Annotated in this window: 25 protein-coding genes and 1 pseudogene; 19 read left to right on the forward strand and 7 right to left on the reverse strand. The window is 37.2% G+C overall.

The annotated features are described in order from the left end of the window. Positions 1-6 precede the first annotated feature (6 nt). Positions 7-291, reverse strand: a complete 285-nt coding sequence (locus tag HCX62_RS01990; protein ID WP_185636835.1) for a hypothetical protein — start codon at positions 289-291, stop codon at positions 7-9. A gap of 97 nt (positions 292-388) precedes the next feature. On the opposite strand from HCX62_RS01990, the gene HCX62_RS01995 reads away from it, so the two are divergent. Genes HCX62_RS01995 through HCX62_RS02010 form a run of 4 tightly spaced genes read left to right on the forward strand, consistent with a single transcriptional unit; the run spans position 389 to position 5,429 of the window. Continuing rightward, entirely contained in the window at positions 389-1,339 is a 951-nt protein-coding gene (locus HCX62_RS01995) for a magnesium transporter CorA family protein (RefSeq protein ID WP_185636836.1), read from the forward strand. 23 nt (positions 1,340-1,362) lie between these two features. Further along, a complete protein-coding gene (locus tag HCX62_RS02000) occupies positions 1,363-2,004 on the forward strand; it encodes a GntR family transcriptional regulator (RefSeq protein WP_185636837.1) in 642 nt (213 codons plus the stop codon). A 41-nt stretch (positions 2,005-2,045) separates the two neighbouring features. Further along, complete coding sequence (locus HCX62_RS02005) at positions 2,046-4,736, forward strand: YhgE/Pip domain-containing protein (RefSeq protein ID WP_185636838.1); 2,691 nt, start codon at positions 2,046-2,048, stop codon at positions 4,734-4,736. 45 nt (positions 4,737-4,781) lie between these two features. Beyond that, positions 4,782-5,429: a GntR family transcriptional regulator gene (locus HCX62_RS02010; protein WP_185636839.1), complete on the forward strand. Its 648-nt coding sequence runs from the start codon at positions 4,782-4,784 to the stop codon at positions 5,427-5,429. A 9-nt stretch (positions 5,430-5,438) separates the two neighbouring features. Here HCX62_RS02010 and HCX62_RS02015 read toward each other — a convergent pair whose 3' ends face one another. Further along, on the reverse strand, positions 5,439-5,975 hold the full coding sequence (locus tag HCX62_RS02015) for a GNAT family N-acetyltransferase (RefSeq protein WP_185637990.1): 537 nt from the start codon (positions 5,973-5,975) through the stop codon (positions 5,439-5,441). Next, positions 5,962-6,951 carry a DUF975 family protein gene (locus HCX62_RS02020; protein WP_185637992.1) on the reverse strand — a complete coding sequence of 330 codons (990 nt, stop codon included), beginning with the start codon at positions 6,949-6,951 and terminating at the stop codon, positions 5,962-5,964. Before HCX62_RS02020 ends, HCX62_RS02015 begins: the two co-directional genes overlap by 14 nt. Positions 6,952-7,140: 189 nt before the next feature. On the opposite strand from HCX62_RS02020, the gene HCX62_RS02025 reads away from it, so the two are divergent. Together HCX62_RS02025 and HCX62_RS02030 are read left to right on the forward strand one after the other, a co-directional pair. Beyond that, entirely contained in the window at positions 7,141-7,350 is a 210-nt protein-coding gene (locus HCX62_RS02025) for an Lmo0654 family protein (RefSeq protein WP_185636840.1), read from the forward strand. 67 nt (positions 7,351-7,417) lie between these two features. Continuing rightward, positions 7,418-8,125 carry a metallophosphoesterase family protein gene (locus HCX62_RS02030; protein ID WP_185636841.1) on the forward strand — a complete coding sequence of 236 codons (708 nt, stop codon included), beginning with the start codon at positions 7,418-7,420 and terminating at the stop codon, positions 8,123-8,125. Positions 8,126-8,169: 44 nt separating this feature from the next. On the opposite strand, the gene HCX62_RS02035 is transcribed toward HCX62_RS02030, so the two are convergent. Further along, entirely contained in the window at positions 8,170-8,733 is a 564-nt protein-coding gene (locus tag HCX62_RS02035; protein WP_185636842.1) for a DUF420 domain-containing protein, read from the reverse strand. A gap of 119 nt (positions 8,734-8,852) precedes the next feature. On the opposite strand from HCX62_RS02035, the gene HCX62_RS02040 reads away from it, so the two are divergent. From HCX62_RS02040 to HCX62_RS02055, 4 genes and pseudogenes are all read left to right on the forward strand, one after another. Continuing rightward, positions 8,853-9,269, forward strand: coding sequence for a hypothetical protein (locus HCX62_RS02040; protein ID WP_185636843.1), 417 nt, complete (start codon positions 8,853-8,855; stop codon positions 9,267-9,269). A gap of 107 nt (positions 9,270-9,376) precedes the next feature. Then, positions 9,377-9,979: a DUF1963 domain-containing protein gene (locus tag HCX62_RS02045; protein ID WP_185636844.1), complete on the forward strand. Its 603-nt coding sequence runs from the start codon at positions 9,377-9,379 to the stop codon at positions 9,977-9,979. 47 nt (positions 9,980-10,026) lie between these two features. Then, positions 10,027-10,161 (forward strand): annotated as a pseudogene (locus HCX62_RS02050) (endonuclease III domain-containing protein); the annotation flags it as partial. 210 nt (positions 10,162-10,371) lie between these two features. After that, positions 10,372-12,840, forward strand: coding sequence for a LapB repeat-containing protein (locus HCX62_RS02055; protein ID WP_185636845.1), 2,469 nt, complete (start codon positions 10,372-10,374; stop codon positions 12,838-12,840). Between the two features lie 44 nt (positions 12,841-12,884). On the opposite strand, the gene HCX62_RS02060 is transcribed toward HCX62_RS02055, so the two are convergent. Further along, positions 12,885-13,193 (reverse strand): carboxymuconolactone decarboxylase family protein, encoded by a 309-nt coding sequence (locus HCX62_RS02060; RefSeq protein ID WP_185636846.1) that lies wholly within the window; start codon positions 13,191-13,193, stop codon positions 12,885-12,887. A gap of 162 nt (positions 13,194-13,355) precedes the next feature. On the opposite strand from HCX62_RS02060, the gene HCX62_RS02065 reads away from it, so the two are divergent. Continuing rightward, positions 13,356-13,730, forward strand: a complete 375-nt coding sequence (locus HCX62_RS02065; RefSeq protein ID WP_185636847.1) for a hypothetical protein — start codon at positions 13,356-13,358, stop codon at positions 13,728-13,730. 37 nt (positions 13,731-13,767) lie between these two features. On the opposite strand, the gene pdxK is transcribed toward HCX62_RS02065, so the two are convergent. Together pdxK and HCX62_RS02075 are read right to left on the reverse strand one after the other, a co-directional pair. Continuing rightward, positions 13,768-14,583, reverse strand: a complete 816-nt coding sequence (gene pdxK / locus HCX62_RS02070) for a pyridoxine/pyridoxal/pyridoxamine kinase (RefSeq protein ID WP_185636848.1) — start codon at positions 14,581-14,583, stop codon at positions 13,768-13,770. A 25-nt stretch (positions 14,584-14,608) separates the two neighbouring features. Then, on the reverse strand, positions 14,609-15,475 hold the full coding sequence (locus HCX62_RS02075; protein WP_185529671.1) for a Cof-type HAD-IIB family hydrolase: 867 nt from the start codon (positions 15,473-15,475) through the stop codon (positions 14,609-14,611). A gap of 173 nt (positions 15,476-15,648) precedes the next feature. On the opposite strand from HCX62_RS02075, the gene HCX62_RS02080 reads away from it, so the two are divergent. The 8 genes from HCX62_RS02080 to HCX62_RS02115 all read left to right on the forward strand — a co-directional run bounded on the left by HCX62_RS02080 (position 15,649) and on the right by HCX62_RS02115 (position 21,712). After that, positions 15,649-16,212: a maltose acetyltransferase domain-containing protein gene (locus HCX62_RS02080; RefSeq protein ID WP_185390802.1), complete on the forward strand. Its 564-nt coding sequence runs from the start codon at positions 15,649-15,651 to the stop codon at positions 16,210-16,212. Then, positions 16,209-16,472: a DUF5327 family protein gene (locus HCX62_RS02085; RefSeq protein WP_185636849.1), complete on the forward strand. Its 264-nt coding sequence runs from the start codon at positions 16,209-16,211 to the stop codon at positions 16,470-16,472. The genes HCX62_RS02080 and HCX62_RS02085 overlap by 4 nt, the downstream gene beginning before the upstream one ends. Before the next feature lie 9 nt (positions 16,473-16,481). Then, complete coding sequence (locus tag HCX62_RS02090) at positions 16,482-16,859, forward strand: DUF423 domain-containing protein (RefSeq protein ID WP_008947090.1); 378 nt, start codon at positions 16,482-16,484, stop codon at positions 16,857-16,859. 114 nt (positions 16,860-16,973) lie between these two features. After that, positions 16,974-17,909: an ABC transporter ATP-binding protein gene (locus HCX62_RS02095; RefSeq protein ID WP_185529668.1), complete on the forward strand. Its 936-nt coding sequence runs from the start codon at positions 16,974-16,976 to the stop codon at positions 17,907-17,909. Beyond that, on the forward strand, positions 17,902-18,672 hold the full coding sequence (locus tag HCX62_RS02100; protein WP_185503182.1) for an ABC transporter permease: 771 nt from the start codon (positions 17,902-17,904) through the stop codon (positions 18,670-18,672). The genes HCX62_RS02095 and HCX62_RS02100 overlap by 8 nt, the downstream gene beginning before the upstream one ends. A gap of 788 nt (positions 18,673-19,460) precedes the next feature. After that, on the forward strand, positions 19,461-19,826 hold the full coding sequence (locus tag HCX62_RS02105) for a hypothetical protein (RefSeq protein ID WP_185636850.1): 366 nt from the start codon (positions 19,461-19,463) through the stop codon (positions 19,824-19,826). Positions 19,827-20,276: 450 nt separating this feature from the next. Continuing rightward, positions 20,277-20,789 (forward strand): Panacea domain-containing protein, encoded by a 513-nt coding sequence (locus HCX62_RS02110; RefSeq protein WP_185636851.1) that lies wholly within the window; start codon positions 20,277-20,279, stop codon positions 20,787-20,789. Further along, positions 20,789-21,712, forward strand: a complete 924-nt coding sequence (locus HCX62_RS02115) for a hypothetical protein (RefSeq protein WP_185636852.1) — start codon at positions 20,789-20,791, stop codon at positions 21,710-21,712. Before HCX62_RS02110 ends, HCX62_RS02115 begins: the two co-directional genes overlap by 1 nt. Positions 21,713-21,937 lie beyond the last annotated feature (225 nt).

The following is a 21,937-nucleotide window of genomic DNA, read 5'->3' on the forward strand; positions in this document are numbered from 1 at the left end:
TTATTTTTAATGTTTACGTTGCATGGATTTCTTGAAAAACCAATTGCTTGATTGGAAAAGGGTTTGGAAAATTAAAACGATACCAATTCCAAGTGTTAAATAAGAAAGCGCTATGGCTGCGTTGTCTGGGAATGAATTTTGTACAGCGAGAAAGGTAATAAAGAAGCCGCTATTGGCACAAAATGCTATCCAGAACCAAGATATACCACTAAGTTTGCTTACTACAAAAGAAAGGCCAGAGACAGTTGCTGCTAAAATAATTCCTGTAACTATCATAGACGTAAATTCCATTTTCATCGCTCCTTTGTCATAAATGAATTATTATTAATAATAATGTAACATAAATGAAATATTTTGTAAAGAAGATACGAAGAAGGGAGATTTCCAGATGATTGAATTTTTTAAAACGACCAATGAAAAAATGGAGCAACTTTCGGCTTTGGAAGATGGTTGTTGGGTAAAAGTGACTGCTCCAACTGATGAAGAAATTGAGATATTAAGCAAGGAGATGGATGTGCCAAAACCGTACATTTTAGATGCACTGGACTCTGATGAGCGTTCTAGAATAGAGCTGAAACGAGCGGAACAAGATGTCAGACATTCGCTAGTCATCGTGGATTATCCATACGAATCAAAAGATGAACTGGGCTATGCGATGTACGAAACGCTTCCGATTGGGATTGTCTTAACTAGAAAACATCTTGTAACAATTACGTTACGTGATTTACCAATCTTAGAAGATGTGCGCTTAATGAAGTTAGAAGTGTATGATACAACTAATCATAAACAATTTTTGTTAAAATTATTGTATGCTGTATCTTATTATTACCTCAAATATTTAAATCAAATCATCAAACAGACAAATAATTTAGAAATACAGATCAAACAATCGATGAAAAATGAGCAACTGTATGCGTTTATGGCGGTTCAGAAAAGTTTAGTATTTTTTGCAACAGCACTTCAATCGAACAAAGCCATTCTTGATAAAATGGAAGATGTAGAACATTTTATGCAGCAAGAAGATAATCATGATTTGCTCAGAGATGTTATTATTGAAAATAAGCAAGCAATTGCCATGACGGATACATATACCCAAATAATTAGCGGAATGTCGGACGTATTTTCTTCGGTTATTTCGAACAATTTGAATATCGTGATGAAATTTTTGACATCATTTACCATTATTTTGTCATTACCAACGATTGTGGCGAGTATTTATGGGATGAATATTAAGCTACCGTTTATGCATAATGAGCACGCGTTTGCGTTAATTCTTTTATTTACGCTGTTAATTACGACGGGAGTAACCGTGATTTTTTGGCGTAGAAAATACTTTTAATATATAGAAAACGAGGGATGAGCATGGAAAAACAAACATACGAAAAATTAGCATATTATACAATCAAAGAAAAAATTCTCAGTGGTAAGCTTCATGTTGGACAACATATTTCAGAAGCTGGTATTGCAAAAGAATTATCGATTAGTCGCACGCCAGTCAGAAAAGCAATTGCGGTTTTAGTATCCGAAGAGTTAATCGAATACGAACTAAACCGGGGGGCAATTGTGATTGAAAGCAGTATGAGCGCTGGTCGTTTTATCGAATTACTAGAAATGGCAGAAATTTTAGTCGCCCAAACTATCGAAAAATGTAAAAATAAAAACTTAACTTACAAGCCAGAGCAAGGCGATGCACTGTTAAAAGAAATGCGGGAAATCCAAAAAGAAGAAGATGTGGATGCGTATTTGTCTTTGCTTAGTAAGTGGTTGCTGCAATTCGTAGCGCAGTTAGCCAATAGTTACGCCGAGGACATTGTTCGGAAAATGAAACGCGATTTCTTTAATAAAGCGCAAAAAGATATTAAAATAATTCCGGTCCTTTTGGAAGAAGAAACGATGGAAGCTTTAGAACAATTGACTTATTATATGGTAGAAAAGAAACATGATTTAGCAAAAGAGGTAATGCAAAAATTAGTGAATTTGTATATTATCCGTACATTTAGATAGTATTTCTAAAATGATTTGCTTGAAAACAGGGGGTGCTTTTGATGCGGAAAGTATACGAAATATTTATTTTAGACTGGCGCCGTCTCTTCAAAGCGCCTTTAGCTTTGTTATTAGTTATTGCGCTGATTATTTTGCCATCATTATATGCATGGTTTAATATTGAAGCGCTTTGGGACCCGTATTCAAATACATCGGGAATCAAAGTGGCAGTTTCGATTGATGATGAAGGCGCGGAAGTAGATGTGCCAGGGAAAAAGCCTCAACAAGTCAATGTCGGGGAAGAGCTTAAGAAAACGCTGGAGAAAAATAAAAAGCTGGGCTGGACGTTTGTAAGTGAAGCAGAAGCCAAAAAAGGCGTGAAAAGCGGCAAATATTATGCTTCAATCCACATTCCGAAAGATTTCTCAGAAGACATGGTTTCGGTTGTCAGTGATAACGTCACAAAACCAACTATCGATTATTCGGTCAACGAAAAAATCAATGCGATCGCGCCAAAAATGACCGAAAGCGGAGCAACAACAATCGTAAATCAAATCAGTTCGGAATTCGTCGGTACAGTGAGCAAGGCAGTTTTAGAAGAATTTAATAAAGCTGGGATTGATCTTGAAAACGAATTACCGACAATCAGACGCTTGAAAAGCAAAGTGTTCCAAGTGCAAGATGCGTTACCAGAACTTAAAAAAATGGGTGCCGAGGCTGTCAAAATGGAAGCCAAACTACCCGAACTAAAAGCCAAAGCCAATCAAGTTGTCGAGCTAAATGAAAAAATCCCAGAGCTCAATAAAGCGACAGAAAACGTCCTATTAGTAGAGCAACAACTACCGAAAATCGACCAACTGGGCCAAGATATTCTCGTGCTTCAAAAGAAAATTCCAGAAATTAAACAAATCGCAGAGTCGGTAAAAGAAGTCGATGAAAACTTCGGAACGATTAAAAAAACGGTCAATGACGCGGTGAATGAATCTGGTAAAGCGCTCGATGTGATTGATACGGCAATGGCGGCGATACCAACCGTAGAAAAAATCGCTCAAAATGGTAGTGGCTACGTGGATAAAGTATCCGATTTTGCGGATGAAATTAATAAGTCTTTTGATACGTTAGCGCCTGCAATCAAACAAAACTTAACGCTAATGAAGCAAATGGCGGACAACGTTTATCAAGTCACAGAAGGAATTAAAAACGGTTCGATTAGCGGAGACCAAGCGATTGCCGAATTGAAAAAAATGGAGCAAGATATTGATTCGTTACAGCAAATGATTACGAAACAAACAGCCACTTTGGAAAGTTTAAATGAAACGTTGCCGAACAAGCCATTTACTGATTTAATCACGAATTTAAAAGCAATTAATGGCCAATTAGGTGCGCAAAAAGCAACGATTACAAAAGTGCGGACAGAACTGGAAAACGGAGCACAACCTTCTGAGGAAACTTTAAATCAACTGAATGAACAAGCGAAAAATGTTAGCGCGAAATTGGACCAAATTTTAGCAAACTATGATTCGGAAATTGTTCCAGCGATCAAAGTCGGCTTAAACCAAATTCAAGGGGATTTAAAAGATAGCCAAAAACTACTGGAAACGTTGCAAGCTAAAATCCCAGAAATCACACAGGTGTTGAAAGATTCCAGAGAAACGTTGCAAACAGGCCAAACCTATTTAAAAGAGTTCCAAAAACGGCTACCAGAAATCCAGAAAACGTTGGATGAAGCGACCGAAGTCATCAACACTAAATTAGATACCATTATCGCTGGTATTAACGAAGCGGCGAACTTTTACAAAAACGATTATCCGAATGTAAAAGCCAATATTAAAAAAGCAGCCGATTTCATTCGCAATGATTTACCGGGACTCGAAAAAGAAATTAACCAAGCGTCTAACTTAATCCAACAAAAAATGCCGGAATTCGAAAAAGCGATTAAAATTGCGGCTGATCTATCAAGAGAAGAGCTACCAGAATTCGAAAAAGCCATCAATAATGCGGCCAATAAAATTACCGATTTCGATAAGAACTACGATTTGCAAAGCATTATCAAGATGCTCAGAAATGATGCCGACAAAGATAGCTCCTTTATTGCCAACCCGGTGAACTTAAAAGAAACGAGCTACTATCCAATTCCAAACTACGGCTCGGCAAGCTCGCCATTTTATACAGCGCTTTGTTTATGGGTTGGTGCGCTCTTGCTGATTTCGTTACTACGTGTCGATGTAGAAGTGCCGGCGGGTATTTTCAATCATTATCATCGTTATTTCGGCCGATTGTTAACTTTCCTATCAATCGGATTAATGCAGGCGCTTATCGTGACGCTCGGGAATATATTCTTACTAGGCGTTTCCATCGCAGAACCATTACTCCACGTGCTCTTTAGTATGTTTATCAGCGTAGTATTCATGACAATTGTCTACACGCTAGTATCGCTATTTAATAACGTCGGAAAAGGAATTGCGATTATCTTACTAGTATTACAAATTTCAGGGGCAGGCGGGAACTTTCCAATTCAAGTTTCGCCACCATTTTTCCAAGCGATTTATCCATTCTTACCATTCACCTATGCCGTAAGTTTAATCCGGGAAAGTGTTGGGGGACTGTATATGCCGACCGTTTGGATTGACATGAGTGTTCTTGCTGGATTTGCGATTCTCTTCATCGCACTCGGCGTTCTACTCAAAAAGCCACTCGACAAAGTAGTACCTAAGCTCTCAGAAAAAGCAAAACGAAGCAAGCTCATCCATTAATAAAATTTCTGTGATATAATTACGAGCGAAGAGGGGGCAGACTTTGTGGCAAATAAATTTAAAACATTAGACAAGATGGTTTACAATTTACTTCTTGAAAAAATTAAAAACGGTGAGTTAGTCATGAACCAGCATTTGGCAGAAGAAAAACTAGCTACGGAATTCGGTGTTAGCCGTTCACCACTTCGAAAAGCAATCGCAACACTAACTGCTCAAGGAATTGTCAGCTATCATGAAAATAGCGGCGCCGTTTTAAATGATGTCCTTGTTGATTCGGCCCGTTATGTGCAGTTAATGGAAACGATTGATATATTTGTCGACGCAGCAATTGTTAAGGCAGCACATTTTGGCTATGAAATGGATATCGAAAAACTGCAAGAGCGCGTGGTCGATATGGAACGATTTTCCTATTTAACTGACATCGAAAATTATTTTGATGCGCATCATCGTTTTATTCTTTGTTTAATTAGTTTTGCCGAAAATCCCTACCAAGTGCGGATAGCCAAACAGATTTTCTTTCAAATGGTTCACTTTTCGGATGGAATTAACATTTTTAAATCCGTCGAAATTAGAGAATGGACTAACAAAAAGAGCAAGCAGATTTATGAATTGCTTGCACAGGAGAAAACAGAAGCCGCCAGAAAAACGATTAAGTCCTTGTTTGCGGAACTTACGATTCAAGCTTACAGATAAAAAGAGCTGTCATAATCTGACAGCTCTTTTTTGATATAAATTAAATCCATTTTTCTTGCCTGAAAACGCAAAACCGTAACGTAGATACATTTGATTTAACGTGTCATTGGTTTCAATACAATCTAATCGGACGAACGGAACCGACTGTTCTTCCGCCAATTTTTCAGCAAAGTAAATCATTTCCTTGCTAAAAGAAATACCACTAAACTTACGGGCAACCATAATCCGGTGCAAATAATAAGCTTTATCACTCGCCAAGTCACCCCATAAATCCGCATCCCAATCACTTGGCGTTTTTCGAATAATCATCGCGCCCGCAAGTTCATCAGCAGCCGTTTCAAAAAGGGCAACCTCGCCAAGCTCAATGCGTTGTTCGATATTATGCACATCGAAACCATGTAAAATATCGCCCCACTGGGTTGAACCCGATTCTTTTAACCAGCGAGCAGTATCCATCATTAAGTCCATGATTTTTGGACGATCATGCGGCAAAGCAAAGCGGACTAGAAATTCCAGTCCGCCAGCCGTAATTTTATTTTGGTTCATTTTCATCTTTCGGAGCCTCTGGATTTTCAGGAGCTTCTGGACTCTCAGGAGTTTCAGGAACTTCAGGAGTCTCGGGTGTTTCAGGAGTCACAGGTGTTTCTGGAACTTCTGGAACTTCGGGTTCTTTTGCTGTACTAGGTCCAAAACCTTCTGGGTGGGTATCTTCCACAAATGGATCAGCTTCTGTTGTTCCGAATGGGTCCACTTCTTCGTCTGCAACAATTACCGTTTCTTCCGTAAAAGTGCCTTCGCTCGCTGCGAATAAATCATCGTAGAATACAGCGCCAGAAGTGATTAGATAAGGATACACATAAAGCGAAATACCAAGTGTAATTAACCAAGAAGCTAAAATCAATACTAGTCCACCAAATGCAGCACCGGCAGAAATTGTGGAGATAACTTGGGATGGATCAGTAGAATAATAAGATGAAGTAGCTGCTCCACTAAATACAATAACAGATCCGACAATCGCAACAGCAATTGGAATTAAATACCAAAGTAGGAATGTAAGAGATAGTCCGAAAAGTCTACCTTTGTGTCCATTCATCATATGGCGGCTTTCTGTGATAGCGTCTAATGGGGAAATATTAGGATTATCTCTTAAAATGAAGAATGTTTGTGAATAAGAGTAAGTTTTAATAATCCCAGGTACGATTAGTAGTAAGCTCCATAAGAAAGTGAAAATACAAATTAGCAAGTATGCTACGAATGTACGCCCAAATTCTTTAAAGCCACTAAACATATAAGCAACATCAGGTTGTTCTCCGCGGCTAATTGCCAGATACACCCAAGCAACACCGGTGTATAATGGTCCCGTTACTAGTATCATAGCAACCTGACCTACGAAAGGAATCCAACCAAGTATTCCTCCAGTCACTGTTAAGATTAACCATGCGAGCACAAAAATCCCAATGGCAATTCCCCAGTTACCACGTAGCGACTCTTTCGCGGTTCTTTTTACTTGTGAAATAGTCATCATATTGAAAACTCCTTTTTCGTTTATTTTAGTATAATAGCAAAAATACCTACTCCTAAAATAGCATACTTTTAAGGACTAATACAGTAATAAGAGGCGTGATAAAAAAATGCCAGGAAAAAGGATTACATTTCTATTTTTAGGGGAAAAGTAATTCTATGTAGTATGACTAATTTGGAGGTGGCGCAAATGGCCCATGAGAATTTAAGAGAATTAGAAGATCAATTAATTGAGTTGCGACAAACGTATCAAGAAGTAATCAGTGAAACAAGGGATTTTGAAGACCCTCAACTCCAAAATGGACCAATCAATGCATCGGAAGTTAGATTAAGTGCATTACGTCACGAAATCGCCGAAGTAGAGAAAAAAATCAAAAAAGCAGAGAGCGAAACCGAATAAGAAAAAGGCGTCCATTTGTTAATTTAGCAGAGGGGCGTTTCTTTTACGTAGATTTGGAGGTATAGCGATGAAGCCAATTTTTGCGGTAGGAGATGTGCACGGAGAAGTGACGCTTTTAGACGAGTTGCTGGAAAACTGGGATAAGGAGCGCGAACGGCTTTTGTTTGTAGGAGATTTGATTGATCGCGGCGAAAACCCAGCGGCGGTACTTAGAAAAGTAAAGGCATTGGCGGACCAAACAGATGTGATCGTTTTAAAAGGAAATCACGAACAAATGCTACTTGATTTTCTCGAGAATCCCACAGAAAAAATGCACTATTATTTAAGCCAAGGCGGAATGGAAACCATTCAATCTTTAATCGCCGACTCCTTAGATAAAAAAATGACGCCAGAAGGATTAGCAGAACGGATTAAAAATGAGGCTTCGGAACTGATTGATTTTATCCGGAATTTGCCACTTTATTATGAAGAAGGCAAGTATGTATTTGTGCATGCGGGAGTGGATTTTTCTAAAAAAGATTGGCATGATACCGAGGAGCGCGATTTTTTCTGGATTCGCGAACCATTTTTATTTGGGAAGAACAATACGGGGAAAGTCTTTATTTTCGGGCATACCCCAGTGCAAAATTTACATAGTAATGGAAGTTCGGGTATTTGGGTTTCGGAAGATAAAACGAGGCTCGATATTGATGGTGGCGCGGTTTTTGGCGGGGAGCTTCACGGAGTTGTCGTGGAAGAAAATCTCATTACCAAAAGTTTTTCAGTAAAAAAATAAGCATCAAATGGGCTTTTTTAAGAGCTCATTTGATGCTTTTTTAGTTAATAATACGGTGCCATAAATAAGTATACTAATACGCCAGTTAAGCTGACATATAGCCAAATCGGCATAGTCCAACGAACGATTTTTTTATGTTTATCAATTTGCATCGTCCAGCCCCATACAAGTGCAAAAAGCGCGAGTGGAACGACGATTGCCGCTAAGAAACTATGTGTAATTAAGATGAAAAAGTAGATTGGACGGATAATCCCAACTCCGCCAAATGTGGAAGTTTCTGCTGAAATATAATGAAACGTTAAGTAAGTTACTAAGAAGAATAACGTTGATGTAAATGCTGCTAAAATGAAGCCACGATGCATTTTAATGTTTTTCTTTTTTATAATCGCCCAAAGTGCAATAACTAAAAATACAAAGGTAAAACTATTAAAGATGGCGTTCATGCGCGGGAAAATAGTAATGTCAAAATGCACTGCTCCTTGATAACCAATTGGTGAGAAGAATAGTAGCAAAATCACCACAACCGCGATAAATGAAATAATCATTATCGGCCAAAAATAGTTTTTTTCTGATGTCGGCTTTGTGAGTTTTTCTTTATTTTGTTCCATGAAAAAAATAGCCCCCTAAATATAAAAATTGCTGTACTTCTTTCATTATACATGACGAACATATCGGATGCGAAAGATTGAGCTTTTAAGGTATAATAGGTTTTGAAAGGGTGTTTCGTATGTCGATAATTGCACGAGAATTAACAAAAGCGGAAGAAGCCGAAATTATCCGTTTAAAAGAAGAAGGCGAAGTAATGCTCCAAACGGACGGAACTCCAGAAGAACGAATCGAGAAAATTGCTGCGTACTTAAAAGATACCTCGCCAGACCCTGATTTGGCAGAAGAACTAGGTTACGTTTTAGGCTCATTATACGGAGAAGCGGCGCGGGAAAAGTATCAGTGGAAATGGCTGTTTGTAGCTGAAAATGATTTAGAGGGCTACGCGATTACGTCGAAAGAGCATGGCTATACGTTTATGGTGCATGATTATTTTATGCAAGTAATCGTTCAGAATAAACCGGATAATAGTAAAATGTTATTTGAGTTAATGGTTGATATGACAGGTAATCGGGATGATTTTCGGATGATTGGGTGAGGAGAATAGTTAGTAATAATGGAAGTTGAAGCAGTCCATTGCATAAAGAAGACTAAGAAAAGAATTTATCAAAATAAAATGTAATGGTTGCGAAAGGAGCGAAATATATGTCTAAAGGTATTGATTTTAAAAGTATAGACAACAGCATGAATATCCCACGTATTGGAGGCGAAAGTCTTTTACCTAATGATATAGGTTGGCCAGTAAATCCTAATGGAGAAAATTTAACTTTTATTATGAATTTACCAACGAATTTTCTAAATGAAACTCATCAATTTAATTATCCAGAAGATAAAACTATCTCGGTATTTACAACATATAATAAGGGATACTTTTTGGATTTAATTGGATACCATGGTGATGAAGATGAGTTAGAGGGGATCAAGGACGGATTCACAAAGGTTATTATGCATTCTGTCGGTACACTGCGAAATGAATCTGAGTTTTTAATCCCAGCAAAAGAGATTATATTGGGTGAAGAAGTAGTTGAACTGGATTATTTTCGTGGTTCACTTATTGGTGAAAATCCAGTGTTTTTGCAAAATGAACAGCTTGCATTGGGTAATTATAGATTTTGCTTGCAAATATATGAAGGTGATTTTCCAGAAGAATTTGGAACTATATTTAATTTAGGTGATTCTGTAGGTTATCTCTATTTAAATGAAGAAGTTTCAGAAGATATTGGATTATTCTTCACGCAATGTACCTAAAGACTGTAAAAATACAGATGATGAAATATAATTTATCTGGCTTTTCGCGCGAAGAATTTATGCCTATTGTAGGAAAAATTTCGCATAAATTATGCAAAGAATGGCACTCAGTTATCGATGTTCATGGGAAGCATTTTGGCAAGGATAAGACGATGGATGAAACGTGGTTATTGGAAAGTTAATAATAGCAATGGAAGCCGTGATTTTTGGCTTCTTTTTTTTGTGCTGATAAATTACTTTTTGGGTTGAAAAGGCGCCGACACTTTTTTGCCATATTTTAAGAAGAAATCACTTATTTTAATAGACTTTTCGCATGAGCCTATAGGTATAATTATAGTAATTAAGTAAGCCAGTTTTTAATACATACAGACTAAACATAAGGAGGAACAATATTGAAGAAACTAGCGAAACTCATAATAGCATTTAGTGTTATTTGTTCTATTATCATCGTCCCTGTTGATATGCCTGTGAAAGCGGAGGAAAGTAATAAACGTGATGACCTGATTAAGTCCGTGAGTTTTTATAAATCGAATGGACAAAGTCTTACCGCGAAGGAAAAATATAATGAACAACTAGATTATTTTTTGGAAGTGGCTTTTGGCGGGAATTCTTTCAAGAAAGGTGATTATTTTGATGTGACCTTATCAACGGATGCTTTGTTTTACACGGATAAAGTATATGATTTGAAAATCGATGTTGATCCAACTGCAGCTGTAAATGAGCAAGTGGTCGGGAATGTTCGTGTGATACAAAATAATGATGTTTACACACTGCGCATTTATTTTACAGAAGATTCGGATTCTTTATTCGTGAACAGTTTTAATGGGACGTTTAAAATACAAGTAATGCCAGCGCATGGCGATAAAAATCTCATCAACTTATCGTATAATGGGGCTCGTCAAAATTTTAAAAACATTGGTACGAGTAGCGTTGAATTAAATGTCGATATGGCAAGTGATTGGCCGCCGGTTGGGATAAGTGATTTTTCGAAAGTGAACGGTGATTTATACCATGCGATACTAGTATATGAAAAGCCGAAAAGTAAAGTGAATTATGAAACGGAAATTTTAGTATCTTATCCGCTTTTTGAGAAACGGATTCCGCTTGGCAATGTCCAAAATATTAAAATTGAAATTTGGGATGAAGCGAAGGGAATATATCGGTTAGGTGTAGCTGGCGTTGATTACGGCACGATTACATATGACGTCGGAACGCCATTTGTGGGTGGACCGGTTTTTCAAATGAATTGTACTATTCCGTTCAAAGGGATTTCCACGAGAACGCGGGTTAGTTTTGATATTGATACGAATGTGGATGGGAAGCCTGGGACAACGGATCCGTATCTTGTTAGTCTTTCTTCGGTGGCATCTGCAACAAAATCACTTCAATTTTATCCAGTGAATAATGGGAATGCGAATATTAGCGCTACTTTTTATGGCAAAGTAACTACGAAGTTTGAGGATGAATTAGGCAATCCGATTACTTTTGCTGACTATAGCGCGGCAACTATTCCCGGAAAAGTTAATCAAGCTGGCAAATATGAAATAACGGAACCTTTTTTATATAATTCGACACAAAATATCGATAAACATGCGTTTGATAATTTGTTAAGCGCAAACAAATATAAATTGCTTAGTGTAACTTCGAATAATAAGCTTTCTGAGACGACAGACAACTTAAATATACAAATCAAGCGAGGTTTTCAAAATGATGTCTTGTATAAAATAAAAGCACTTCAAAAGCCGGTTATCAGCGCGCTTCCGGAAATGGAATATAGTAAAACGGTGACGCGCACGGTGGAAGAATTTCTTACGGATGTCGAGGCTAGCACGGATATTCCGGCTGATATAAATAGTGATTTATCCAATGTGAAATGGGGAGTTCCCGGAGATTATCCTGTTCTGCTAACCGCGGTGAATGAAGACAATCAGGCGGCTGATCCTGTTTCTGTTACGATAAAAATCCTTAAAAATCCAGCGCCAATTATTACAGTAGACCCAGAGATAACCTATGATAAAACAGTGACGAAAGACGAAAGTACGCTCCTTAATGAAGTAAATGCGCGAACGAATGATGGTTCGGCAATTATTTCAGATATGGATAAGCAAGTAAAATGGGGCGTGCCGGGTAATTATGAAGTCACTTTGCAAGCGGTGAATGAAGATGGTGTGGCAGCCGAAGCGAAAACGTTTGTAGTGCATATTTTGAAAAGTCCAGCACCGATTATTACGGTGGACCCAGAAATAACCTATCCTAAAACAATGACAAAAACGGAAGCCGAACTCCTACATGAAGTTAACGCTAGGACGAACGATGGCTCCCCGCTAGTTTCAGATATGGATAAGCAAGTGAAATGGGGCGTGCCGGGTAATTATGAGGTCACTTTGCAAGCGGTGAATGAAGATGGTGTGGCAGCAGAAGCGAAAACGTTTGTAGTGCATATTTTGAAAAGTCCAGCGCCGATTATTATGGTAGATCCAGAAATCACGTATGACACCACGATTATAAAAGACGAACAAGATCTATTGCGAGATGTCCGTGCTAGAACGAATGATAATTCAGTGATAACATCTGACGCGGCAACTAAAGTGAAATGGAGGACGCCGGGAAGTTATACCGTGACGTTAAATGCGGTGAATGAAGACGGGATTCCAGCCGAAGCCGTGCAATTTACTGTGAAAATTGTGGAAGCTGAGAAAGCGGCAATTGTTGTTGCGGAAAATCCTGGAGTAACACCCAAGCCAAAAAGGGAAGAGGAGTTAGTGATAAGGAAACTCCCACTAACTGGTGAAACGACTTCAAAAGCGATATTCGTTGGGCTTCTTTGTTTGGGAACTTGGTTTCTAGTTAGAAAAAAATAACAGTAAAAAAAGATAAGTGGGTTCACTTATCTTTTTTTAAGTTACTATTCTTCATCAAAAGCATCAATGGCTACAGGTAAAGCACTTATCACGGTGTTGCCGACCGCGGGCAGGCCAACGAGAATAGCGCTAATAACCTCATCTCGTGTCGCGCCATTTAATTTCGCCATTTTTACGTGGAAGGGTAGTCCGCTTTCGAGGCGGGTGGCGGCCAAAACGGCAATGTATGCGAGTTCCTCTGTTTTCTTGTCGAGCTTGCTTGCGGTATCTAATTTATGTACAGTTTCCATCCAAGCTGCTTGTACTTCAGGAGCTTCTTTTGCGAATACTTCGAATGATTTACTTACTTTCACCAAAATTCATCTCCTATTAAAAGTTTAATAAGCTTTGCACACTTAATCTAGCATAGACTATGTGAAACTTGCAACAAATAAAGCGGACAAGTATGGATTTTCTTGCAAAGTGATTCTGCAATAGGTAAACTTAGTATTACAAAATAGTAGAAAGGAAATTTTATGGATGCTCATATAGAAAAAATACAAGATGTTGTTGAATTAGTTAAGACGAGAAAATATAACGAAGCAGAAAAATTACTTGTTCATTTATACGAAACTTTTCAAACCGAGTCTCCCAAAAACATACCGGAAGTATATTTTAAACGTGATAGGATTGGCTATACTCGTTGGGAAAATACCGAATTAAATGAATTAGGTAAAATAATACAAAAAAACCTGATTTATCTTGATAAACAGGGAATGATTAAATCTGATCTAGTGATTGCATATATTGAAGGTGCAGAGAAAATGAGCGATTTAGAAGGAATGAAAACGACAGATAATTTAAAAGTGTTGGCTGTATTACATGGTATTATGTATGCTTACTCAGCTTAATAATAAAAAACCGCCCAAACACTGGGCGGTTTTTGTATTATCTGTTTTCTGCTTTATTATAAGCACCATGCCAAACAGGGCCGATGAATTCGTTTAATGCGAATCCACCTTTGATAGCTGCTGTGACAAAGTCTTTTGCTTTTGCGACAGCTTCTTCTACAGTTAAACCTTTTGCAAGGCCAGCTGTGATTGCTGCTGCGAACGTACAACCAGCGCCGTGATTGTGGCTTGGGGAAATTTTTTCTACTTCATAAATAGTGAATTCTTTTCCATCGTAAAGTAGGTCGATTGCTTTGTCGCTTTCTAGGGCTTTTCCGCCTTTGATAACAACGTATTTAGCGCCTAATTCGATGATTTTTTTCGCAGCTGCTTTCATATCGTCTAATGTAGTTAATTTGCCAAGACCGGATAATTGGCCGGCTTCGAATAGATTTGGTGTTGTGATTGTTGCTTTTGGTAATAATAAGTCGCGGATTGCTTCGGCATTTTCTGGTTGGATTAGTTCGTCTTCGCCTTTACAAACCATAACTGGGTCGATAACGACATTTTTTAAACCGTATTTATCAATTGCTTCGCGAGTTGCTTTAATGATGTCAATCGAACCAAGCATGCCTGTTTTCATTGCGTCAACTGGGCCGCCAGAAAGGATTGTTTTTAGTTGTTCGCGGACTAGTTGCGCATCAATTGGAGTAACGCCGTGTGCCCAGTTGTTGTCTGGGTCCATAGTTACGATGGTTGTGATTGCGCTAAAACCATAAGTGCCGTATTCTTCAAATGTTTTTAAATCGGCTTGTAGACCGGCGCCGCCACTTGAATCAGATCCTGCAATAGTTAATGTTTTTTTGATTGTCATTAGTGTTTCCTCCTAAAAATAAACTTTAGTCATTTGTTTCTAACATTTTATAAATGGCTGCTGCAACGCCGTGTTCATCATTGGAAAGTGTAACGTGTTTGGATAATTCTTTGACTTCTTCTTCGCCGTTACCCATGGCCACGCTATATCCAGCCATTTTCAGCATTGAAATATCATTCATATTATCTCCAATTGCAAACGTTTCATCAAGTGTTACGCCTAATTTTTCTACATAATATTGTAAGGAAATACCTTTTTGTGCCTCGCGGTGGGTGATTTCAATATTATCGGAAAAAGAAGAGGTGACAGATAGCTCGGAATCATTTTCAAGTTTTTGTTTGGCTTTTGCAAGCACGTCTTTATCAGAAGAGAAGGAGATGAATTTTAGAATGGTTAAATCTTTATTGCCTAAAATGCGCTCTACATCAGGAATTTCGTGGACGTCTTTGGATTCAAAACGTTCTTCCACTTTATCCATGATTGTTTCTGCTGGAACATCTGGGTGGATGCGTTTGTGCATTTCAATCATAAATTCTTTGCCACGGGCTTTATCTGTTGTGATTGGGCCCATGTCAGTGAAAAATTCGGTATACATTCCTAGTTCAGTCAGGGTGTTATAAGTGTTACGCGCTAAGTTTTTATCAATGGGATGTTGCAAAATTATTTTGCCGTGTTCGTCACGAATTTCTGCACCATTCATACAAATCGCCGGTGCGTATAAATTGGCTTTGTTAATCAAACCCATTGCATCGTCATACATACGTCCAGTACAAAGAACGAAATGAATTCCTTTGGCGCGAGCTTTTTCGATTGCCTCGACGTTTTCTTGTGCAATCTCGATATCAGAGTTAAGTAGTGTGCCATCCATGTCTGAAGCAATAACTTTAATCATAATATTTAATTCCTCCCCAATTTTACCTACTTCACTAGAATATCATTTTTTTAAGAAAAATGCACAAAAGGTAGCTGCGCGTAGTTTTTTGGATGGTGCGATTACTTTACTATATTTCTGTCTTTCATTTGGTTATAATGGATAAGAATAAAACGTGGATAGGATGTGTCAGGATGAAAACAGAACTAGAAAAGATGATTGCAGGAGAAATGTATGATCCTAGCGACAGAGAGCTTGCACACGGAAGAAATCGTGCGCGTAAGTTCTGCAGAGAGATTAACGATACAATGGATTCAGCGTCCCGTTCCAGTGTGTTAAAACGTCTTTTTGGTGGCACAAAAGAAAATGTTTATGTTGAACCAGATTTTCGTGTAGATTACGGTTCTAATATTTATGTTGGTGAGAATTTTTATGCTAATTTTGATTGTGTAATTTTAGATGTGTGTGAAGTACATATTGGTGATAACTGCATGATGGCGCCGGGGGTTCATATTTATACGGCAACGCATCCGCTTGATCCAGTGGAACGTAATAGTGGTTTAGAGCTTGGGAAACCAGTTGAAATTGGTGATAATGTCTGGATTGGCGGACGAGCAATTATTAACCCTGGTGTGAAGCTTGGAAATAATGTCGTTGTTGCGTCAGGCGCAGTTGTTACGAAAAGCTTTCCTGATAATGTTGTTGTTGCTGGAAATCCAGCGCGTGTTATTAAAACAATTGAGGTTGAGGAAAAATGATTATTTCAGATGCAAAGATTTTTGAGCAAATGGAAAGTGAGTTAGCTAAAGCAAGAGCAGCGACAACAAAAGCGAGCCAAGATAAGCATTTGCATGGCTTGATGCTACTCGTCCAGCTTGCGAAAACGGGTGACGAGCGAAGCGCAGAAGTAGAACCGACCTTTATTCCAGCAGCGGAACCGGCGCAGATTGCAAGTATGGATGGCAAGAAAATAGAGTTAGAAGACGGCGCGAATGGAGATTCATTGCTTGATTTTTAGGGGGTAACTATGAGAAAAACAATTATTACTGGAGCCATTTTTGCGGGGTTAGCAGTTTTACTGGGAGCATTTGGGGCGCATGCTTTAAAAGATATGCTCGGAAGTTATGCGAGTACTTGGGAAACCGGCGTTCAGTATCAAATGTTTCACGCAGGTGGTATTTTGGTAGTGGGGTTATTAATGGAGAAACAAGCTAGTCGACTTTACACGTGGGCAGCGATTTTATTTGCGGTCGGAATTGTCTTTTTCTCCGGCAGTTTGTATGTTCTAAGTATTTCCAAAGTGGCCGTTTTAGGAGCGATTACGCCTATCGGTGGCGTTTGTTTTATCGTTGGTTGGTTCTTACTTATTTTAGGAGTATCAAGAAGAACGATGAGCAGATATTAATGGGAAAATAATCGTCTTTTCGCGCTAAGTTATGTGGAAAGACGATTATTTTTTCTTATTGGCAAATAAGTGATAAAATAAAGGAATGACAATTTATAAGGAGACAGCAATTACATGACTTATGCACTTGAAATAAAAGGGTTAAGAAAAATCTATTCCACTGGAGTCGAAGCATTACGCGGTGTTGATTTGACGGTAGAAGAAGGGGATTTTTATGCGCTACTTGGTCCTAATGGCGCTGGGAAATCAACGACTATTGGGATTATCACGTCGCTTGTAAATAAAACATCTGGTCAAGTGAGCGTGTTTGGTTACGATCTTGATACAGATATCGTCCGGGCAAAACAGCAAATCGGTCTTGTTCCGCAAGAATTCAATTTTAATCCATTCGAAACGGTTCAACAAATCGTTGTTAACCAAGCTGGATACTACGGTGTTTCTCGGAAGGAAGCTTTTAAACGTAGCGAAAAATATTTAAAACAATCGAATTTATGGGAGAAACGTAATGAACGTGCGCGGATGCTCTCGGGTGGGATGAAACGCCGCTTGATGATTGCGCGTGCTCTGATGCACGAACCTAAGTTGCTCATTTTAGATGAACCGACTGCTGGGGTGGATATTGAGCTTAGACGTGAGATGTGGACGTTTTTAAGAGAGTTGAACGAAAGTGGTACGACGATTATTTTGACGACGCATTATTTAGAAGAAGCAGAGATGCTCTGTCGTAATATCGGTATTATTCAATCTGGGGAGTTGATTGAGAATACCAGCATGAAATCATTGCTTGCTAAATTGCAATTCGAAACATTTATTTTTGATTTAGAGCCGTATGAAGAAGCTTTCGAAATTACGGGTTATAATCATGTGTTTGAAGATAAGCAAACCTTGTCAGTAGAAGTGGAACGTGATCAAGGGGTTAATCATATTTTTGAACAATTAAGCGAGCACGGCATCAAAGTGCTTTCGATGCGCAATAAATCTAATCGACTGGAAGAACTATTTTTGAAAATTACAGAAGAAAAACATCAAGTGGGGGAGAAACATGTTTAATCTATATTTTACAGCGTTAAAAAGTCTGGCGGCGAAAGAAACGAATCGTTATATGCGAATTTGGATTCAGACGTTAGTGCCACCAGTAATCACGACTTCGCTTTACTTTATTATTTTTGGGAAAATGATTGGTAGCCGCATTGGCGATATGAACGGCTTTTCCTATATGGAATACATTGTGCCCGGGCTGATTATGATGTCCGTTATTACGAGTTCTTATGCCAATGTGTCATCTTCGTTTTTCTCGCAAAAGTTTCAGAAGAATATTGAAGAAATTCTCGTTGCGCCAGTACCAACGCATATTATTATTTGGGGCTTTTTAATTGGCGGGATTGGTAGAAGTATTCTAGTCGGCGCGCTTGTTACGCTTATTTCGATGGTGTTTGTGCCGTTACACATTCACTCGTGGTCGATTGGGATTATTACCTTTTTAATGACGGCGATTTTATTTTCACTCGCGGGACTTATTAACGGGATTTTCGCTAGATCATTTGACGATGTATCGATTGTGCCAACCTTTGTGTTACAACCGCTAACCTATTTAGGTGGCGTATTTTACGCGATTTCAATGCTACCGCCAATTTGGCAAGCTATTTCTAAAGTGAATCCGATTGTCTATATGATTTCTGGATTCCGCTACGGTTTCCTAGGCGTTAGTGATGTGCCAGTAGCCATTTCGCTGTCGATTCTTGTGTTATTTATCGTCGTGCTTTATTCGGTTTGTTGGTATTTGATTAGTAAAGGTCGCGGGCTTAGAAGTTAATAGAGATTTTGAAGGGAGAGCGGGTTGCCGTTCTCTTTTTTTTGAGCTAAAAATCAGGGATGTGTTTTAATTATTCATATCTGTTGCATTTTAGTTAAATTCGTCATCTAATTTTAATACTAAAAAAGGGTTTGGATTGCGTGAGACGGGTATTATATAACCATAAGCAATGACAATGCCATTACTTTTTCTCCCTTTTTTGTAGTGGGTTGTCTTACTTACCTTAAACTCCCTTTTATACTCTTTTGTGGTTGTGTAGCAGCCCTTTGGAGTATTTTTTTGTGGGAAATTGATTTAGGTTTAGCTGTAGTTTAGTGAATAATTATACTGTTTTATTCACTTAGTAATAATAAGAAATGATAATTAATCAAATAAATAAGGGAATTTATATATATGAATAACGTATATTAATAGGGAATATGTATTTTTTGTGATATTTAAAAATAGCCTTGCATAAATTATGAATAATAGCTGTAATTTGCATGTGATTTCGTTATTTAAAGCTCAATATCATGCAAATCGTGTAAGAATAAAACTAAATTAGCTTTACTTTTATTCATTCGCGACAAGAATCGGCCATTTCATTACATTTTTGGTTATACATTGGCTTTTTATGATACACTCTTTTTAAAACCTAGATTATTATACAACAGGGAGAGAAATGCGCTTATGAACAAGTATGTTTTAAAGGATATGATGGCACCATTATTTGGTGGGTTTTTGGCAGTAACTTCGAGTACCCATGTATCTGAAGCTGTAACAAATAAAATGAAAAGGGACTTAATAGCATGAAGAAAAAATGGTTGATAGTAATATTGTCAGTAATAGTTCTTTGTGTAGTAGTTTTCGGGGGAAAGTGGCTGTTATATAGAGATAACCTTGTAGGAATGATGCAAGTTGACGACGTTTTGTATATAGTAACGTATGAACCTGCAAAGGAAGAAGATGCTTTAGAGAAGATTGGCGAGATAGAGCATAGAATTCGCCATTACCGAATACCGAATAAAAATTTCACCTCTAATCATTTAAGTGAAGGGACAGAACTTTACGCAACAAAAAATGAGAATGAGTTTTCAAGAACTATTTTGTTTAAAGAGGACGGCGAATATTTTATTGCATCAGAGGCCGTGGAGCAGCCTAACCAAAAGCGTTAGTAACTGAAAGAATGTTAACTAAAGGGAAATATTTAAAAAGTGTGTTTAACAGCACGTATTTTATTTTTGAGAAAGTAGAGTACATTTTATTACTTCATGGTTTCTAGGACACTCAATTTTTTTAGCAGGTACTCTTAATCGCAAAAATTTACTAATAACTAATAATAAAAATACTTTAAACTCCTTTTATACTTTTAGAATTTGTTTGCAGCCACTAGGAGTATTTTTTAGTCTGTAAAGACTGAGTGTTTGAAAGAAAATATAAGAGGTTACAAGTTTGGATTTATTATTAATTAAAGGGAAGTTTTGAAAAATAATATATGATTGTTTCTAATTTATTTACACATTTTAAACAAATAACATCATTACAATTACTGTGTTATTAACTATGTAAGCTGGAATTTACATTTTGTGAAAAATGCTATATATTATTGATAGGAGGTGTAATTGATGAAAGCTTATTTGGCAGATAGTGTAGCTGGTTATATTATTGATTATTGTAGAGAAAAAAAATATGAGCTTAATAATTTAAAGCTACAAAAGTTATTGTACTATGCCCAAGCAAAGTTTTTAGTTGCGAAAAATCGCTCCTTATTTCAAGAAACTATTGAGAAATGGAAGCTGGGCCCAGTAGTTCCTGAAGTTTATCATATCTATAAAAGTTATGGTGCAAAAAATATTATTTCTCCTGAAAAAAGATTAGAAATAATTTTTGATAAAAAAGGTGAATTCAAATTTAAAAATATCATATTAGAAGAAATATCTCCAGAAGATAAACAGGTATTAAATATGGTTATTGATAAATACGCTCCATTTAATCCGTTTGAACTTGTGAATATGACCCATGAACATGAAATCTGGAAAAAAGATGAAGAAAAGATAAAAGATGGAAAAATCGCTGTCAAATATTCTAACAAAGAAATTAGAGAATTTTTTTCAAAATATCCTAAGGAGTTAGTTTAATGAAGACAACACGTTTAGATGATTTTACTATAGTAAAACTAATAGCTAGCTACCAATTAAATAAGGAACATGCAGAACCTATAGCTGATATTTTAATTAATAAATTTCATGAAGCTCATTTACCATATAGTCAAATTAGTAAATATGTTTTTGAAAATTATTTTTATGAAGATGATTTAGTATTAGTTCAAGAGAATATGCAATTGATTACTACTAAAATGTTTGAAATTGGTAGTAGTAAACTAACAGAAGAACAAATTCAAAAAATATCTCCTAAAATAGAAAGGCATTTTCAATTAGCTATGATTCAAAAAGATTTTTTTCGTTCTAATATTGACAGTTTGCAAATGGAAATTTATGAATCTAAAGATGAAATTACTACTTTTACTGAAGAGACTAAAAACACTTTAAAAGAAGTGTCAAAGACAAAAGGACAGATGTATACAGAGTTTGTAGCGATTCTGGGGATATTTTCAGGGCTTATTTTTGCTTTGTTCGGGGGTTTTGATACATTATCAAGTTCTATATCAACATTAGGCCAAGGCGAAGTTGCATTAACCAATATTCTTATTGTTACTTCAATATTGTTAGCTGGCTTATCTTTAGTTATTTTCACCTTGATGCAAGGGATTTCTAAATTAACTAATCGTACACTAAGAAGCTGTGGTTGTGAAGATAAACTTAGATGTAACCATTCAATCTATGAGAGACATCCGATGCTTTGTTGGATTATTGGCTTGTTAATGCTAGTGTTTTTTAGCAGTTTGATTATCGGAAATATGCCATCTGAAGCATTGGATTTATCGATTTTACCGATTATAATAATTGGTGCTTCAGTACTGTTTTTTGCTTCTTTTATATGCATTATTTTTCGAATCCCCAAGAGTTTGTATAAATGGGTAAACCAAAAGCTTAAACCATAGGTTTCAATCATTTACTTTAAACATTCTTTTTATACTTTTAGTGGTTTAGTAGCCGCTGGAAGTATTTTTTTTGTGAAGATTTATGTTTAAGAGCGGAATAATTCAAGATAGAATAGAGTTAAAGACCTATGACTATTGGCATGTTTTTCCTTGTGATTTGAAATGTGTCTATTTTATGAATCTTTCTATTATAAGCTTGTATAAAGTAAAAGCGATGTATATTCT

This window comes from Listeria swaminathanii (genome assembly GCF_014229645.1).
Lineage (GTDB): Bacteria > Bacillota > Bacilli > Lactobacillales > Listeriaceae > Listeria > Listeria swaminathanii.